This is a genomic window from Actinacidiphila epipremni (genome assembly GCF_012034175.1).
Classification (GTDB): domain Bacteria; phylum Actinomycetota; class Actinomycetes; order Streptomycetales; family Streptomycetaceae; genus Actinacidiphila; species Actinacidiphila epipremni.
In genome coordinates, this window is sequence record NZ_JAATEJ010000007.1 from 147,732 (window position 1) to 164,024 (window position 16,293).

Genomic DNA, 16,293 nt, shown 5'->3' on the forward strand with positions numbered 1-16,293 from the left:
GGCGTCAGCCCGCGGTCGCCGCCAGCTTGGCGCGGACCGCCGCCGCGTCCGGGTGGCGCAGCGCCTCCAGCACCGTCAGCGCCCGGGCGCGCAGCGCCCTGGACTCCTCGTGGTGGCCGAGCGCGGCGTGCGCGCCCGCCAGGTGGTCCAGGGCGTGGGCCTCGCGGTAGTGGTCGCCGAGCGAGCGGTCCAGCGCGAGGGAGCGGTCGTAGACGGCGACCGCCTCGGCGGGCCGGCCGAGCGCCTGCTCGCAGCGCCCGATACCGAGCAGGATGCCCGCCTGCCCGTCCAGATGCCGCAGCCGCTCGTACAACTCCAGGGCCCGGCGGGCGTGTTCCAGCGCCTCGGCGGGGCGGCCGAGGCTCTCCTCGGTCTGCGAGACCGCGGTCAGGCCATCGGCCAGCGCGAGCGGGTCGCCGGTGCGCGCGGCCCTGGCCAGGGCCAACCGGGCGTGCGGGAGGGCCCGTTCGTGGTGACCGGTCGAGGCGTACATCCGCACCAGCGACAACCGCACCTCCCGTACGCCCTCGTCGTCGCCCCGCTCCCGGCAGGCCCGCAGCGCCTCGTGCAGCAACTCCCGTGCCTCGGCGGGCCGGTCGAGCCGGGACACCGCGTCCCCCAGCTGCCGGGTCGCGGTGCACCAGGCCGCCCGGTCACCGGCCCGCCCGGCCGCCTCCCGGGCCAGTCCGTGCACCAGGCCGCGCTGGAAACGCCGCCCGGACCTGCGTAGATGGAGCGCGCACGCACGGGCGAGGCGCCATGCGTACGGCTCCAGGCCGCCGGTGGCCGCGGCCTGCGCCATCACCGCCTGCAACGTGGTGAGTTCGGCGTCGAACCACGCCGTGGCGGCGGCGTGCCCGTCGATCGGCGGCAGCGCGGCGGGCGCCGTGTCCGCCGTGTCCGCCGTGTCCGCCGGGTCCGCCGGGTCCGCCGGGTCGCCGGGGCCGGCGTCCGGCGCGGCCGGATGCCACGGTTCGAGGTGCCGGTCGGCGAGCCGGGCCGCGGCCAGGTAGTGCCGCAGCAGCCGCTGCACCGCCGCCCGCGCCTCGCCCGGCGGGCCGCCGCCGGCCAACTCCCGTGCGTAGGCCCGCAGCAGGTCGTGCAGCGCGTACCGGCCCGGGCCCTGCTGCCGCAGCAGGTGCGCGGCGGTGAGCGCGTCGAGCTGGGCGCGCGGGGGACCCGCGGTGCCGGCCAGCGCCGCGCACGCGAAGTCGTCGATCTCCGGCCCCGGATGGCAGCCCAGCAGCCGGAAGAGCCGCGCGGCCGGCGGCGGCAGCAGGGCGTAGGAGCCGTGGAAGACACTGCGCAGGTCCAGATCGGCGTCCGCCTGGCCGAGCACGTCCAACTGCCCCTGCTCCGCCTCCCCTTGCGCCTGCCGCAGCTCGGTCACCAGGAAGTTCATCGAGCCGGTCGGGGCGGCGGCCACCCGGGCCGCGGCGACGGCCAGCGCCAGCGGCAACCGCGCGCACAGGTCCACCAGTTCGTCGGCCGCGCGCGGCTCGCGGGCCAGCCGCGCGGCGCCCACCAGCCGCTCCAGCAGGCTCCGCGCGGCGTACCGCGGCAGCACGTCCAGGGTGATGCGCAGCGCGCCCTCCCGGACCACCAGGCCGTCCAGGCGGTTGCGGCTGGTGACGATCGCCAGGCAGCCGGGGGTGCCCGGCAGCAGCGGCCGGACCTGCTCGGCCGAGCGGGCGTTGTCCAGCACCAGCAGCACCCGGCGCCCGGTGAGCAGGGTCCGCAGCAGGGCCGCGGCCACCCGCTCGTGCGCCGGCACCGCCCCGGGCGCCACCCCGAGGGCCAGCAGGAAGCCGTACAGCGCCTCCCCGGCCTCCACCGGCGCCCCGGAGTCGAAACCCCGCAGATTGACGTGGAGTTGGCCGTCGGGGAAGCGGTCCTTCACCCGGTGCGCCCAGTGCAGCGCGAGCGTGGTCTTGCCCACGCCCGCGGTGCCCTCGATGACGGTCACCGTCACCGGGCGGGTGCCGGCGGCATCCGCGACCGCCGCCGACAGCGCGTCCAGGCGCCGCAGTTCGGCCTCCCGGCCGACGAACTGCGGGTAGGCCGCCGGTAACTGGCGCGGTACGGCGGCCGGTGCCGGGCCCGCGGGCGGCTCGTCGCCGGCCCGCCCCGCTGTGCCCCGGCGGCCGTGCCGCAGCCGGCGGGCCGTCTCCGCCGCGTCCCGCAGGGTCGCCAGCCGGCCGGCCTGCGCGCCGGTCACCCCGAGCGCGGCCAGCAGCTCGTCGAAGACCGCGGTCCCGGCCAGCGTCGTGCCGTTGAGGTACGCGTACAGGCTGCTCGGCGACACGTTGAGCCGCCGCGCCAGCTCGGCGCGGTCCACCGCGCGGCCCAGCCGCTTCTCGGCCCGCACCACGGCCGCCGTCAACTCCGCGGCCAGCCGCTCGCGCAGCGCCCCGGCGTCGTCCGCGACGCCCACGGCAGGTGTTGCGTCCACTCGTGCTCCTCAGCCACCGCCCACGGCGGTTTCCGGACTTCTCCAGTGTCTTCCAGAGCGGCCCCGGGCGCGGCCGTCCCGGATGGTCCCGTGGACCTCGCCGGCGTCCGCTCGCGCCGGTGCCGTCCCGCGGGGAGGAGAAACACCGTGCAGACCCACTGATCCCACGCCCGACCCGGACGGGCCGCCCCACCGCCCCCAGCCGCACGGGCCGGGGCGGCCCCGCGGCCCGCCGGTACCGCCCCGCGGGGGAGGGCGGCACCGGCGGGCTCAGCCGTCCGCCAGCGCCAGCACCCGCCGGGCCACGTCCGCCCAGGTCACCGCCTGCTCCACCAGATGCCGGCGGAGCTCCGCGGCACGCCGGAAGGACGTCGGCAGGTCGTACATCACCTGGCCGATCCGCGCCGCCCAGCGCGCCACGTCCTCCTCGATCCTGGCGGGCTGGCCCGCGACGTCGACGACCACCTGCTCCGCCCACCGCGCCGGCAGCAGCCCGGCCAGCATGATGCCCAGGCCGCTGCGCCCGCTGACCAGCGCGGGCACCGCGTCGCCCACGGCCTCGGCGCCCACCAGGCCGAAGGACTCCGCCCGCGAGGGCATCAGCACCAGGCTCGCGCGGGCCAGGTCGGCGGCGATCCGGGCCGGGTCCGGTGTGTACGGCCGCACCGTGACCTCGACCGCGGGGTTGTCGACCAGCGCCTCCACCTCGGCGCGCACCGCCTGCGACGTCCCCTCGGCCGCGCCCCGTACCAGCAGCTCCCACCGCCCGAACGCGGACCGCTCGGGCACCGCCCGGCCCAGCGCCCGGCAGGCGATGTTCAGCCCCTTGCCCTCGTCGTCGGCCATCCGGCCCATCAGCAGGATCTGCGGCACGCCGGCCGGCGGCGGGTGCGGCCCCGGGCGGCCGGTGTCGAACCCGGGGTCGATCCGCAGCGTGGGCGGCAGGTCCTGGTAGGCGGGCACCCCGCGCTCACGCTCGACCATGCTCTCCAGGCGCGGCCCCACCGGCAGGATGCGCCAGGCCCCGCGCGCCAGCTCCAGCTCCAGCAGGGTGCGCTCCTCCGCGCGGGCCCCCAGGTCGTGGCCGCGGCCGTCCTTGAACCACTCGTTGCGGTCCGGCTCGACGTGCAGGAAGTGCAGCCGGCGCGGTACGCCCCCGAAGTGGTCCTCGGTCTGCGCACGGGCCGCCGGGCCGGTCAGCCTGCCGTGGCCGATGACCAGGTCGGGTACGACGCCGGCCGGCAGCCGGGCCCGCCGCATCAGCGACGCGGGGCCGGCCAGGTCGGGCCGCGCGGCCTCCACCAGCCGCACCCCCGCCGCCGCGGCGTCCGCCTGCTCGGCCGGGCCCGCCGCCGGCAGCAGCACGTACACCTCGGCGCCGGCCGCCGCGAGCGCCCGGCACAGCGCCCGGTTGAGGTTGCTGACCCCGCCGTGCGCCGGCAGCCACTCGTCGACGACGGCGAGCACGCGCACGGGCCCGCGCGGCGCGACGCCGGAAGCCGCCCGCGGACCGCTCGCCGTACGCGCCACGGGCGCGGCTTCGGACGGCGGGTCGGCGGGGCGTACGGGCCCGGTGGCTTCCAACGGCGAGTCGGCGGGGCGTACGGGCGTGGCGGCCTCCGGCGGCGGATCGGCGAGAGGTGCGGGCCCGGGCCCGGCGGCCTCCGGCGGCGGGTCCGTGGGGCGTACGGGTTCCGGCTGCGGCTCGGCCGGCGGGGCCGGTGCGGGGTGCGGGGGGCGGTCGGTGGGGGTGGGCGGGGCGAATCGCAGCAGGGCCGCGTGGTCGGCGAGATCCTGGCGGAACCAGGCCACGAAGTCCCGGTCGTCGTCGAGCACCCGGCGGTCCGCCAGGGCGCCGGCGCCGGGCGACTCCTCGCACAGCCGCAGGGCCCGCCGCGCGTTGTCCCAGGCGGTGTCCACAGCCGTCCGCACGGCCGCCAGCCGCTCCGCGGGGGAGTCCAGGTCGACGAAGCGCTCGCCGTACGGCACACGCAGTACGGCCCGCGGCCCCGCGGCCCCCGGCGGCCCGCCGGCCGCGAGCCGCCGATGGGCCCGCAGCTGGTGGCGCAGCGCCGCCATGTGCATCAGGTAGCGCACGAAGGGCGGCATCGCCATGCTGCCGTTCGCCGACCAGGCCCACGCCGACAGCCGGCCGTCCTCACCGGGCCGCCCCAGCAGCCGCAGCCGCCGCAGGCTGCGCGGCTCGTCCGACCGGTCCGCCTCGGTGAGGTCCAGCGTGCCGGGCGCGCCCGCCGCGCTCTTGCCCAGCGCCAGCACCGCGCCGCCCAGGCACCCTCCGCCGAGCGTCCCGTCCGGCGCGCCGAGGACGCCGGCCATCCGCCGCTCCAGGTCCGGCCAGGCCCGCCCGGGGGCGGCGCCGAGCAGCAGCGAGAGGTTCAGCACCGCGCGGTCACGGCGTACGAGCATCTGGTCCAGCCCGGTGTGGCTCTGCGCGGCGGCGACCGCCACCGAGCCGTGCACCGGGGCCTGCGGCAGCGCGTCCGGCCGCCGGTGCGGGGTGGCCGCCCGCACCGGCCGGTCCGCGCCCTGCTGCCGGCCGAAGCGGTCCCACATCGCCCACAGCGACTCCTGCGCGGCTGCCGCGTCCGGCGCGTCCAGCGGCACGAAGACGTGCGCGGCGATCTCCTGCTCCCCGACTCTCTGCTCCCCGGCCTCCCGCTCCCCGATCGCCTGCTCCCCGGCCTCCCGGCCGGCGGGCGCCCGCCCGCCGGCGCCCCGCTCCGTGATCTCCTGCTCCGGGACCTCTCGTCCCGCGGTCCTTCGCGCCGCAGCGGGCGGTTCGGGCATCCGGAAGTTCACCCCCGCCGTCCGTCTTCCGGTTCTCGTCCTCGCAGTCGGGGGAATTCTACGAGCGGGGCGCCCGACATATGTCCCGATGGCGCAACTCGCTCGCGTACCGGCCGCACACCCCCGGGAGCGGCCGGACGCCGGTCGCAGGCCCCCCGCTGACCAGCGGGATCTACACTTGACGTCGCCACGGACATCCACGACCGCCCGACCCCGGGCGCCGGCGCCCAGCCGCAGCGTGCGATGGACGGGGCGCCGACCAGCGCCACCGTGCTGGTTCCGTGCTGACTCCGGCTGGCCAGCATGGCAAAGCCGCAGGTGGGAGCTACCGCGTGAAATTCCTCAACGATGTCAGGCCCGCGTACGACCTCACGTACGACGACGTCTTCATGGTGCCGAGCCGCAGCGCGGTGGGCTCCCGGCAGGGCGTGGACCTCAGCTCGCCCGACGGGACGGGCACCACGATCCCGCTGGTGGTGGCCAACATGACCGCCATCGCCGGGCGCCGGATGGCCGAGACCGTGGCCCGCCGCGGCGGCCTGGTCGTCATCCCGCAGGACATCCCGATCGACGTCGTCGCCGATGTCGTCGCCTACGTCAAGCAGCGGCACCTGGTGCTGGACACCCCGATCACCCTGGCCCCCGGCCAGACCGTCGCCGACGCGCTGTCGCTGCTGCCCAAGCGGGCGCACGGCGCGGGCGTGGTCGTCGAGGACGGCCGGCCGGTCGGCGTGGTCACCGAGTCCGACCTGACCGGGGTGGACCGCTTCACCCAGCTGTCCGAGGTGATGTCCGCCGACCTGCTGGTGCTGGACGCCGGGATCGACCCGCGGGACGCCTTCAACCGGCTGGAGGACGCGCACCGCAAGCTCGCCCCGGCGGTGGACGCCGACGGCCGGCTCGCCGGCATCCTGACCAGGACCGCGGCGCTGCGCGCCACCCTCTACCAGCCCGCGGTGGACGCCGAAGGCCGGCTGCGGATCGCCGCCGCGGTCGGCATCAACGGCGACGTGGCGGGCAAGGCCGCCCAGCTGCTCAAGGCGGGTGTGGACACCCTGGTGGTGGACACCGCGCACGGCCACCAGGAGTCGATGCTCGCCGCGGTCCGCGCGGTACGCGCCCTCGACCCGGCGGTGCCGGTCGTGGCCGGCAACGTGGTGTCCGCCGAGGGCACCCGGGACCTGATCGAGGCGGGCGCCGACATCGTCAAGGTCGGCGTCGGCCCCGGCGCGATGTGCACCACCCGGATGATGACCGGCGTCGGCCGGCCGCAGTTCTCCGCGGTCCTGGAGTGCGCCGCCGAGGCCCGCCGGCACGGCAAGCACGTATGGGCCGACGGCGGGGTGCGGCATCCGCGGGACGTGGCCATGGCGCTCGCGGCCGGCGCGTCCAACGTCATGATCGGCTCGTGGTTCGCGGGCACGTACGAGTCGCCCGGCGACCTCCAGCAGGCCGCGGACGGCCGGCTGTACAAGGAGTCCTACGGCATGGCCTCGGCCCGCGCGGTGCGCAACCGCACGAGCGAGGAGTCGGCGTACGACCGGGCCCGCAAGGGGCTGTTCGAGGAGGGCATCTCCACCTCGCGGATGTTCCTGGACCCGGCGCGGCCGGGCGTGGAGGACCTGATCGACTCGATCATCGCCGGGGTGCGCAGCGCCTGCACGTACGCCGGCGCCGGCTCGCTCGCGGAGTTCGAGCGCAACGCGATCGTCGGCATCCAGAGCGCCGCGGGATACGCCGAGGGCAAGCCCCTGCACGCCAGCTGGCAGTAGCCGGCGGTAGCGTCGGCGGATGTGCCGCTGAACGAACTCGACGAACGCATCGTCCACGCGCTGGCCGCCGACGCCCGCCGCACCTACGCCGACGTCGGCGCCGAGGTGGGGCTGTCGGCGCCCGCCGTCAAACGCCGGGTCGACCGGCTGCTGGCGGCGGGCGCGATCACCGGCTTCACCGTACGGGTGGACCCGGCCGCGCTCGGCTGGCAGACCGAGGCGCTGGTGGAGCTCTACTGCCGCCACAACACCTCGCCGGACGACATCAGGCGGGGCCTGGCCCGCTACCCGGAGGTGGCGTCCGCCTCGACCGTGACCGGTGAGGCGGACGCGGTGGTGCAGGTCTTCGCGGCGGACGTGCGGCACTTCGAGCAGGTGCTGGAGCGGATCGCCGGCGAGCCCTTCGTGACCAGGACCAAGTCGGTGCTGGTCCTCTCGCCGCTGCTGCGGCGCTACGGGGCGGGCAGCCCGGCATGAGCCGACCTGGGGTTTTGCCAGGTCATGCGGGCGATTGGGCAAAATGTCGGAATTGGCAGGTTTTGCCAGCACTCCGGGGGTAATCCGATGAGTGACCGTTCCCTGGTCACGGCAGCCCCGAGGAGGCGAGCATGATCACCCGCGAGCAGATACCCCAGGTGGTGGGCCAACCGGTCCACGATGCCGAAGGGAAGAAGATCGGCGACGCCAAGCACATGTATCTGGACGACAACACCGGCAACCCCGAGTGGGTGACGGTGAAGACCGGGTTCTTCGGCAGCAACGAGACGTTCGTGCCGACCCGTTCCGCGCGGCTGGTCCAGGACCACCTGGAGGTGCCGTACCCCAAGGAGAAGATCAAGGGTGCGCCCAATGTGGACGTCGACTCCGGCGGCCACCTGTCGGTGGAGGAGGAGCAGCATCTCTACCGCTACTACGGGATCGAGCGCACCGGTGAGAAGGGCATGTCCCCGGACAAGTCCGCAGCGGCGGGTACGGCCGGGGCGGCGGGCGCCGGGGGCGCGGCGGCCGGGGCGGCTGCGGGGCGCTCCGCGCGGACCGGTGCCGGCGGTGAGGCCGGCGGCATGGACAAGTCCGCCGCGGCGGCCGGCACCGGCGCCGGAGCCGGCGCGATGGCCGGCCGCACCGGGGCCCCCGAACGCTCCGCCGCGGGCGCCGGGGAGGGCGGCGAGTTCCTGACGCGCTCCGAGGAGGAGATGCACGTCAAGGTCGAGCGGCACGCCGCGGGGAAGGCCAGGCTGCACAAGTACGTCGAGGTCGAGGACGTCGAGCAGACGGTGCCGCTGCGGCACGAGGAGGTCACGCTCGAACGCGAGCCCCTCAGCCCCGCCGACCGCGAGGCGCTGCGCACCGGTGCGCAGATCAGCGAGGCGGACCGCTATGTGACCCTGCACGAGGAGAGCCCCGTCGTCGAGACGGAGGTCGTCGCCAAGGAGCGGGTCCGGATGCGGGTGGAGGAGCAGGTGGAGGAGAAGAAGGTTCGGGGCAGGGTGCGCAAGGAGCGCATCGAAACGGACATGCAGGCCCCGACCGATCCCCTCCCGGGCGACGAAGCGTAACCCTTTTCCCCGAGGGCCCGCCCTCCCCCTCCCCCGGGGAAGCCGGGCCCTCCCCCCTGCCCGGACGCCGGCCTGCGGCTGCGCCGCGGGCCGGCAAGCCAGGGGCGCGGGGCTGTGTTCTCTGTGCGGCTACCGCCGCGCGGGCGCGACCACCCAGGGGCTGCGGCTGCGCCGGACGGTGACAACCAGGGCGCGGGGCTGTGTTTGTTGTGCGGCTGGCGCCGCGTGGGCGCGCTCGGCGGGGGCTTGCGTCTACGTCGGACGCCGACCACCAGGGGCGCGGGGAACTGCGCGCGCAACCGGTCACCGGCCGGTGGTCCGGATCGGACCGAACAGCCCCTTTGGGTCGGTGACGACCTGCGGGCCGCATGTGGCTGGTCGCGCAGTTCCCCGCGCCCCTGAAAGGCACCCCGCGGCGCAGCCGCAACCCCCCGCCGGTCGCGCCCGCGCGGCGGTAGCCGCAGGTCGACAACGGCCCCGCGCTCCTGAAAAAAGCACCCCGCGGCGCAGCCGCGTGTTCCGAAGTGAACAGGTCGGGGCTCCTGGGGGGCCGGGGCGCAATGGATCGGTGGGGGGAGGGGGAAATGCGCAACGGATGGCGCATAGGTGCGCAAGGGATGGGGGTGGTGGGGGCGGGGGTGGGGTCGTAGCGTCGAGGGGGACTTGGCTTGGGGAAAGAAGGAACTCTTGCGGATCGCTGTAGCTCAGGGCATCGCGCCCGGGGAGGAGGCGCTCGGCGCGGTGGTGGAGGGGGCGGCCAGGGGCGGGGCGCGGCTCGTGGTCGCGCCCGAGCTGTCGTGGACGGGCTACGTGCTGGGCCGGGAGGCCGCGCGCGTGGCCGAGCCCGCGGACGGGCCCGCGGCCCAGTGCGCGGCGGCGCTCGCCCGCAGGTACGGCGTCGCCGTGGTGTACGGCTGGCCCGAGCGCGACGGCACGGCGGTCTACAACAGCACCGCCCTCGTCGGCCCGGACGGCGAGACCCTCGCGACGTACCGCAAGACGCACCTGTACGGCGAAGAAGAGCGCGCCGCCTTCGCCCCCGGCGGCGACCTCCTCGTGCAGGCCCGCCTCGACGACCTCACGATCGGCCTGCTGGTCTGCTACGACATCGAGTTCCCTGAGCCCGCCCGCGCCCACGCGCTCGCCGGCACCGACGTGCTCGCCGTCCCCACCGCGCTGACGCGCCCGTACGAGAACGTCCCGCGCGTGCTCGTGCCGGCCCGCGCGTACGAGAACGGGCTCCATGTCGCCTACGCCAACCACTGCGGCCCGCACGGCGGCCTGGACTTCGCGGGCCTGAGCTGCCTCGCCGGGCCCGACGGCGAGGTGCGGGCCCGGGCCGGCGCGAGCCCCGCGCTGCTGTTCGGCGACGCCGACCGGCACAGCGTCGCCGCCGCCCGCGCCGACACCCCTTACCTCACCGACCGCCGCCCCGACCTCTACGCAGACCTCGCCAGGAGCCCCCGCACATGACGTCCGTGCCCACCGCCGTCCACGACGAGCAGCACATCGAGGCGCAGACCGAACCGCCCATCACCATGTTCGGCCCCGACTTCCCCTTCGCCTACGACGACTTCCTCGCCCACCCCGCGGGCCTGGGCGCGGTGCCGCCCACCGAGCACGGCACCGAGGTCGCGGTGATCGGCGGCGGCCTGTCCGGCATCGTCACGGCGTACGAACTGCTCAAGATGGGCCTGCGCCCGGTGGTCTACGAGGCCGACCGGATCGGCGGCCGGCTGCGTACCGTCGGCTTCGACGGCTGCGACCCGGCCCTGACCGCCGAGCTCGGCGCGATGCGCTTCCCGCCGTCCTCCACCGCCTTCTGGCACTACGCCGACCTCGTCGGCCTGGACTCCGCGCCCTTCCCCAACCCGCTCGCCCCCGGCACCCCCTCCACCGTCGTCGACCTCAAGGGCGAGTCGCACTACGCCACCACGCTGGACGACCTGCCCGAGGTCTACCACCAGGTGATGGACGCCTGGAACCGCTGCCTGGAGGACGGCGCGGACTTCGCCGCGATGCAGCGCGCCCTGCGCGAGCGGGACGTCCCGGCGATCCGCGCCCTGTGGCACCCGCTGGTGGAAAAGCTCGACAACCAGACCTTCTACGGCTTCCTGTGCGACTCACCGGCCTTCCGCTCCTTCCGGCACCGGGAGATCTTCGGCCAGGTCGGCTTCGGCACCGGCGGCTGGGACACCGACTTCCCCAACTCGATCCTGGAGATCCTGCGGGTCGTCTACACCGGCGCCGACGACGACCACCGCGGCATCGTCGGCGGCAGCGAGCAGCTGCCGCGCCGGCTGTGGGAGCGGGCACCGGACAAGGCCGTGCACTGGCCGCGCGGCACCTCGCTCGCCTCACTGCACGGCGGCGCGCCCCGCCCCGCCGTCACCGGCCTGCACCGCACCGCCGGCAACCGGATCACCGTCACCGACGCCACCGGCGACATCCGCTCGTACAAGGCGGTGGTCTTCACCGCGCAGAGCTGGCTGCTGCTGTCCAAGATCGCCTGCGACGACGCGCTCTTCCCGATCGACCACTGGACGGCGATGGAGCGCACCCACTACATGGAGTCCAGCAAGCTCTTCGTGCCCGTCGACCGGCCGTTCTGGCGCGACAAGGACCCGCGCACCGGCCGGGACGTGATGTCGATGACGCTCACCGACCGGATGACCCGCGGCACCTACCTGCTGGAGGACGGCCCGGACCGGCCGGCCGCGATCTGCCTGTCGTACACCTGGTGCGACGACAGCCTCAAATGGCTGCCGCTGAGCGCGCACGAGCGCATGGAGGTCATGCTCAAGTCGCTCGGCGAGATATATCCCGGCGTCGACATCAGGAAGCACGTCATCGGCAACCCGGTGACCGTCTCCTGGGAGAACGAGCCGTACTTCATGGGCGCGTTCAAGGCGAACCTGCCCGGCCACTACCGCTACCAGCGGCGGCTGTTCACCCACTTCATGCAGGACGCGCTGCCCGCCGACCGGCGCGGGCTGTTCCTGGCCGGCGACGACATCTCGTGGACGGCCGGCTGGGCCGAGGGCGCGGTGCAGACCGCGCTCAACGCGGTGTGGGGCGTCATGCACCACCTCGGCGGCGGCACCGACCCGCTCAACCCCGGGCCCGGCGACGTCTACGACGACATCGCGCCGGTGGCGCTGCCCGAGGACTGACGCCCGCGCCCGACCGGCGTCAGCAGCAGCCGGCCGACCAGCCCCACGCCCGCGTCGAGCCGGCTCTCGGCCTCGTCGTACGCGTCGGGCAGGCCGCGCAGCGCCCACAGCAGCCGGGCCGCCGCCCAGGCCGCGTCCCTGGCCCGGGCCAGCGACCAGGAGCCGACGAGGTGGGTGAGCGGGTCGGCGGCCTCCAGCAGGTCGGGGCCGGGCATCAGCTCCTCCCTGACCCGCTCCTCGATCGAGGTCAGCACCCCGCCGACCCGGTCGAAGTCGCCCTCCAGGACGCCGAGGCCGCAGCCGGCCGCCCGGCAGGTGTCGACCACGGCGAGCGCGAGGTCGTGGCCGACATGCGCATTGATGCCGGCCAGCGCGAACTGGAGCGGGCGGATGCCCGGGTGGGCGCGCATCGCGAACAGCGGGCGCCAGCACGCCGGCGGGCGGCGCCCCGCCGTGTCGTCCTCGACCGCGGCGAGGAAGCGCCCGGCGAACCGCACCGCGAGGTCGGCGGCCAGCACCCGGTCGGCGAAGCCGCCGCCCGCGAGCCGCGCCGCGACCTCCTCGGTCACCGAGCCGTACACCCGGGTGAAGACGGCGACCCCGTCCTCGTACGGCAGCCCCGCCTCGGCACCCCGCATCCGCGCCAGCACACCCGCCACATCCGTCGTCATGCCCGGCAGTCTCGCCGCCCGGCCCCGCCCGCGGCGGGCGGCACGCCGTCACAGCACGCCGGCGTCCCGGGCGGTCCACACCGACGGGTAGAGCGGGCGGTAGCCCAGCTCGTCGCGGATACGGGTGGTGGAGACCACGCCGTCCCACGGGTCGTCCAAGGGCCGGCCGGCGCTGTCCTGCGGGACGGGCACGCCGTTCAGCCAGTGCAGCTCCACCGCCGAGACCGGCGCGTCGTCGGCGATGTTGTAGACCCGGCCGGCGACACCCGGCGCGTACAGCACCCGCAGCAGGCCCTGCGCGACGTCCGCGTGGTGCACGGTCTGCAGCCGCTTGTGCGCCGGCCAGTGCGCGGCCCAGCGCAGCGAGTCCGCCAGGTGCGGATCGCCCTCGCCGTAGACGAAGGCCAGCCGCGCCACCCGGACGTCCATGCCGCTCTCCCGGTGCAGCGCCAGCAGCCGCAGCTCGGCCTCCTTCTTCGCCGCCGGGTAGGCGCCCCACATCGGCGAGCCCGGCAGCGTGTCGTCGTCCTCGACGGCCGGCCGGCCGCGCCCGGCGCCGTAGACGAGGTTGGTGCTGACCTGTACGAAGCGGGTCACGCCCGCCGCCGCTGCGGCCTCGCCCAGCGCGATCGCGGCATCGCGGTTGACCGCCCAGGACTCCTCGTCCGGCACCCCGCGGAAGGACGCCGCGATGTTGACGACCGCGTCCACCCCCGCCACCGCCGCCCGGACGTCCCCGGCCGCCCCCAGCTCCCCGGCGACGACCTCCGCACCCGCCCGCGCGAACGGCTCGGCCCGCCCCGCGTCGCGCACCAGCAGCCGTACGGAGCTGGCGCCGGCGCCGGCTTCGGCGCCGGCCGCGCGCCGCAGCAGCCGCGGCACGAACCGGCGGCCGACCTGACCGGTGGCCCCGGTGACCAGAATCCTCATGAACAGCTCCCCTGCGAAGACGTGGACCGTATACGCCCCCCACCCTGGGGCGACGGGCCGGCCACCGGGAGAGACCTTCCGATCCAGGGACCGCCACTGCCTGGATAGCCGCGCCGGCCCACCGCATCCTTGACGGGTGAACCGACCCGAACTGGCCGACTTCCTGCGCCGCTGCCGCGCCCGGCTCGCCCCCGCCGACGTGGGCCTGACCGGCGGCGCCCGGCGCCGCACCCCCGGACTGCGCCGGGAGGAGGTCGCCCAGCTCGCGGGCATGTCGCCGGACTACTACGCCCGGCTGGAGCAGGCCCGCGGGCCGCGCCCCTCGCGGCAGATGCTGGGCGCGCTGGCCAGGGCGCTGCGGCTGACCGCGGACGAGCGCGACCACCTGTTCCACCTCGGCGGCGAGCAGCCGCCGCGCGAGGCGTCCGGCAGCGGGCACGTACGGCCCGGGCTGCTGCTGGTCCTGGACCGGCTGCACGACACACCCGCCCAGGTCGTGAGCGACTTCGGCGACGTGCTGGCGCAGAACGCGATGGCCGCCGCCCTGGTCGGGGACGTCTCGGCCCGGCCGCCGGCGATGCGCAACGTGGTGCGGCGGATGTTCACCGACCCCGGCTCCGCCGCCATCTTCCCCGCCGAGGACCGCGAGGCGCTGGCCCGCGGCCATGTGGCGAACCTGCGCGCGGTCCTCGCCGCCCGCCCCGACGACCCGCGCCCGGCCGCGCTGGTCGCCGAACTGCGCTCCACCAGCGCGCACTTCGCCCGGCTGTGGGACGAGCACGAGGTCGCGGTGCGGCGCTCGGACGCCAAGCGCTTCCTGCACCCGGTGGTGGGGGAGATGGCGCTGGACTGCGAGGTGCTGCTGAGCACCGAGCACGACCAGCGGCTGATCGTCTACACCGCCCGGCCCGGCAGCCAGGCGTACGAGCGGCTGCAACTGCTGCGGGTCGTGGGGCTCCAGGACCTGACGGCCGGCTGATCGCGCCGGCACCCGCACCGCCGCCCGCACCGTCGCCCGCACCGGCGCCCGTACCGGCACCTCAACTGGCGCCGGCACCGCGCCCGTACCGCCGCCCGCGCCGGAACCGGCCGCGGGCGCCCGCGGGTTGCCTACCGGCGCCCGTGCCGCAAGCGCAAGCGGAACCGCACCCGTGTTCGCCCGCCCGCCGTCCCGGGACCGCCCAACTGCCGTACAGCGCACGGTTGGTGAGGGCGCGCCTGTGCCATGGCGTAATCCCGCGGAATGAATTGCCCGTTGCGCCCTCCCGCCGGGGCGCCATGCGCCGGTAACGTAATGCTCGGTTCGGCGGGCGCGATTCCCCCGTGCGCGTCCGCCGAACCCCCCCACCTGCCGTGATGTGACCTCTCCACCGGCACCCCCCGCCCCGTGTGCGCCGACCGCGTGAACCCCCGGCCCGGCCGGTCCGCGCGCCCCCGCGGCTCATCGGCGGCCACCTACGGTGTGAAAACCCACGGGACGGCGGGGAGGAGCGGGGCTGATGGTGCGCGGGGTCGGCTGGACGGTGCACGGGGACGGCCGCAGCCCGCAGCCCGGCGCGGTGGTCCGCCCCGGCGAGCGGCTGAGCTGGGGCCGCACCGCCGGGCTCGGCGCCCAGCACGTGGTCGCGATGTTCGGCGCCACCTTCGTCGCGCCGGTCCTGATGGGCCTGGACCCCAACCTCGCGGTGCTGATGTCGGGGGTGGCCACCGTGCTGTTCCTGCTCGCCACCGGCGGCCGGGTGCCCAGCTACCTCGGCAGCAGCCTGTCCTTCGTCGGCGTGGCCGCGGCCGTCCGCGCGCAGGGCGGCGACAGCGCGACGCTCACCGGCGCGCTGCTGGTGACCGGCGCGGTGCTGTGCGCGTGCGGGCTCGCGGTACGGGGCCTGGGCGCGCATGTGGTGCACGCGGTGCTGCCGCCGCCGGTGACCGGCGCGGTGGTGCTGCTGATCGGCTTCAACCTCGCGCCGGTCGCCGCCGGCACGTACTGGCCGCAGGACCAGTGGACGGCGCTGCTCACCCTGGCCTTCACCGGCTTCGCCCTGGTGGCGCTGCGCGGCTTCTGGGGCCGGATCGCCATCTTCCTCGGGCTGCTGTTCGGCTACGGCGTCTCCTGGCTCTTCGACCGGGTCTTCGGCCGGCTCGGCGTCAAGCACACCCCCACCGGGCACACCGGCGGGCACTGGCGGCTGGACCTGCACGAGGTGGGCGGCGCCGCCTGGTTCGGCTGGCCGGCCACGCACGCGCCGTCCTTCGACGGGTCCGCGGTCGTGCTGGCGCTGCCCGTGGTCATCGCGCTCATCGCGGAGAACGCCGGGCACGTCAAGGCGGTCGGCGAGATGACCGGCGACCGGCTGGACTCGGTGCTCGGCACCGCGATCGCCGCCGACGGCGGCACCACGGTCCTGTCCAGCGCGCTGGGCGGCCCGGCCACCACCACGTACGCCGAGAACATCGGGGTGATGGCGGCGACCCGGGTCTACTCCACCGCCGCCTACTGGGCCGCCGCCGGCTTCGCGATCCTCTTCGGCCTGTGCCCCAAGTTCGGCGCCGTCGTCGCGGCGATCCCCGGCGGGGTGCTCGGCGGCATCACGGTCATCCTCTACGGCATGATCGGGCTGCTCGGCGCCAGGATCTGGGTGGAGAACCGGGTGGACCTCGCCAACCCGCTGAACCTGGTGCCGATCGCCGGCGGAGTGGTCGCCGGCATCGGCAACGTCACGCTGGACGTCACCGGCAGCTTCTCGCTCAGCGGCATCGCGTTCGGCACCATCGTGGTGCTGGCCGGCTACCACGGGCTGCGGCTGGTCGCGCCCGCCGCCCTGCGCGAGGCCGCCGACACACCCAGGGGCGGATCCGGGGACGTGGAGCAGGAGGGCGGACCCGGGGACGTAAGGCGGGAGAAGAAGGAAGCGCCGGGGGACGGGTGACACC

Annotated in this window: 11 protein-coding genes; 7 read left to right on the forward strand and 4 right to left on the reverse strand. The window is 75.8% G+C overall.

Annotated features, from left to right (window positions below):
- Positions 1 to 4: 4 nt before the first annotated feature.
- Both HCN08_RS12115 and HCN08_RS12120 read right to left on the reverse strand, forming a co-directional pair.
- The gene (locus HCN08_RS12115) at positions 5 to 2,452 is read right to left on the reverse strand and encodes an ATP-binding protein (protein ID WP_206318673.1); all 2,448 of its coding nucleotides are present in this window, start codon (positions 2,450 to 2,452) and stop codon (positions 5 to 7) included.
- Positions 2,453 to 2,722: 270 nt separating this feature from the next.
- Positions 2,723 to 5,260, reverse strand: a complete 2,538-nt coding sequence (locus HCN08_RS12120) for a CATRA conflict system CASPASE/TPR repeat-associated protein (protein ID WP_167983001.1) — start codon at positions 5,258 to 5,260, stop codon at positions 2,723 to 2,725.
- A gap of 332 nt (positions 5,261 to 5,592) precedes the next feature.
- On the opposite strand from HCN08_RS12120, the gene HCN08_RS12125 reads away from it, so the two are divergent.
- The 5 genes from HCN08_RS12125 (at position 5,593) to HCN08_RS12145 (ending at position 11,761) form a co-directional block, all read left to right on the forward strand.
- A complete protein-coding gene (locus tag HCN08_RS12125; protein WP_167983002.1) occupies positions 5,593 to 7,032 on the forward strand; it encodes a GuaB1 family IMP dehydrogenase-related protein in 1,440 nt (479 codons plus the stop codon).
- A gap of 21 nt (positions 7,033 to 7,053) precedes the next feature.
- Positions 7,054 to 7,509 (forward strand): Lrp/AsnC family transcriptional regulator, encoded by a 456-nt coding sequence (locus tag HCN08_RS12130; RefSeq protein WP_167983003.1) that lies wholly within the window; start codon positions 7,054 to 7,056, stop codon positions 7,507 to 7,509.
- Positions 7,510 to 7,640: 131 nt separating this feature from the next.
- On the forward strand, positions 7,641 to 8,588 hold the full coding sequence (locus HCN08_RS12135) for a PRC and DUF2382 domain-containing protein (protein WP_167983004.1): 948 nt from the start codon (positions 7,641 to 7,643) through the stop codon (positions 8,586 to 8,588).
- A 687-nt stretch (positions 8,589 to 9,275) separates the two neighbouring features.
- Positions 9,276 to 10,061, forward strand: coding sequence for a carbon-nitrogen hydrolase family protein (locus HCN08_RS12140; RefSeq protein WP_240970017.1), 786 nt, complete (start codon positions 9,276 to 9,278; stop codon positions 10,059 to 10,061).
- Positions 10,058 to 11,761, forward strand: a complete 1,704-nt coding sequence (locus HCN08_RS12145; RefSeq protein ID WP_167983006.1) for a flavin monoamine oxidase family protein — start codon at positions 10,058 to 10,060, stop codon at positions 11,759 to 11,761. Before HCN08_RS12140 ends, HCN08_RS12145 begins: the two co-directional genes overlap by 4 nt.
- Here the strand turns inward: HCN08_RS12145 and HCN08_RS12150 are convergent.
- The gene (locus tag HCN08_RS12150; protein WP_167983007.1) at positions 11,722 to 12,432 is read right to left on the reverse strand and encodes a DUF5995 family protein; all 711 of its coding nucleotides are present in this window, start codon (positions 12,430 to 12,432) and stop codon (positions 11,722 to 11,724) included. The two genes, HCN08_RS12145 and HCN08_RS12150, sit on opposite strands and share 40 nt — an antisense overlap.
- A gap of 48 nt (positions 12,433 to 12,480) precedes the next feature.
- On the reverse strand, positions 12,481 to 13,362 hold the full coding sequence (locus tag HCN08_RS12155) for an NAD-dependent epimerase/dehydratase family protein (RefSeq protein ID WP_167983008.1): 882 nt from the start codon (positions 13,360 to 13,362) through the stop codon (positions 12,481 to 12,483).
- 136 nt (positions 13,363 to 13,498) lie between these two features.
- On the opposite strand from HCN08_RS12155, the gene HCN08_RS12160 reads away from it, so the two are divergent.
- Positions 13,499 to 14,341, forward strand: a complete 843-nt coding sequence (locus HCN08_RS12160) for a helix-turn-helix transcriptional regulator (protein ID WP_167983009.1) — start codon at positions 13,499 to 13,501, stop codon at positions 14,339 to 14,341.
- Between the two features lie 520 nt (positions 14,342 to 14,861).
- Complete coding sequence (locus HCN08_RS12165; RefSeq protein ID WP_167983010.1) at positions 14,862 to 16,289, forward strand: uracil-xanthine permease family protein; 1,428 nt, start codon at positions 14,862 to 14,864, stop codon at positions 16,287 to 16,289.
- Positions 16,290 to 16,293 lie beyond the last annotated feature (4 nt).

What these genes read in the sequence shown, in the direction of transcription:
- HCN08_RS12155 (WP_167983008.1), bottom strand. Translation starts at nt 13,362, where the DNA reads ATGAGGATTCTGGTCACCGGGGCCACCGGTCAGGTCGGCCGCCGGTTC.
- HCN08_RS12145 (WP_167983006.1), top strand. Translation starts at nt 10,058, where the DNA reads ATGACGTCCGTGCCCACCGCCGTCCACGACGAGCAGCACATCGAGGCG.
- HCN08_RS12120 (WP_167983001.1), bottom strand. Translation starts at nt 5,260, where the DNA reads ATGCCCGAACCGCCCGCTGCGGCGCGAAGGACCGCGGGACGAGAGGTC.
- HCN08_RS12165 (WP_167983010.1), top strand. Translation starts at nt 14,862, where the DNA reads ATGGTGCGCGGGGTCGGCTGGACGGTGCACGGGGACGGCCGCAGCCCG.
- HCN08_RS12150 (WP_167983007.1), bottom strand. Translation starts at nt 12,432, where the DNA reads ATGACGACGGATGTGGCGGGTGTGCTGGCGCGGATGCGGGGTGCCGAG.
- HCN08_RS12135 (WP_167983004.1), top strand. Translation starts at nt 7,641, where the DNA reads ATGATCACCCGCGAGCAGATACCCCAGGTGGTGGGCCAACCGGTCCAC.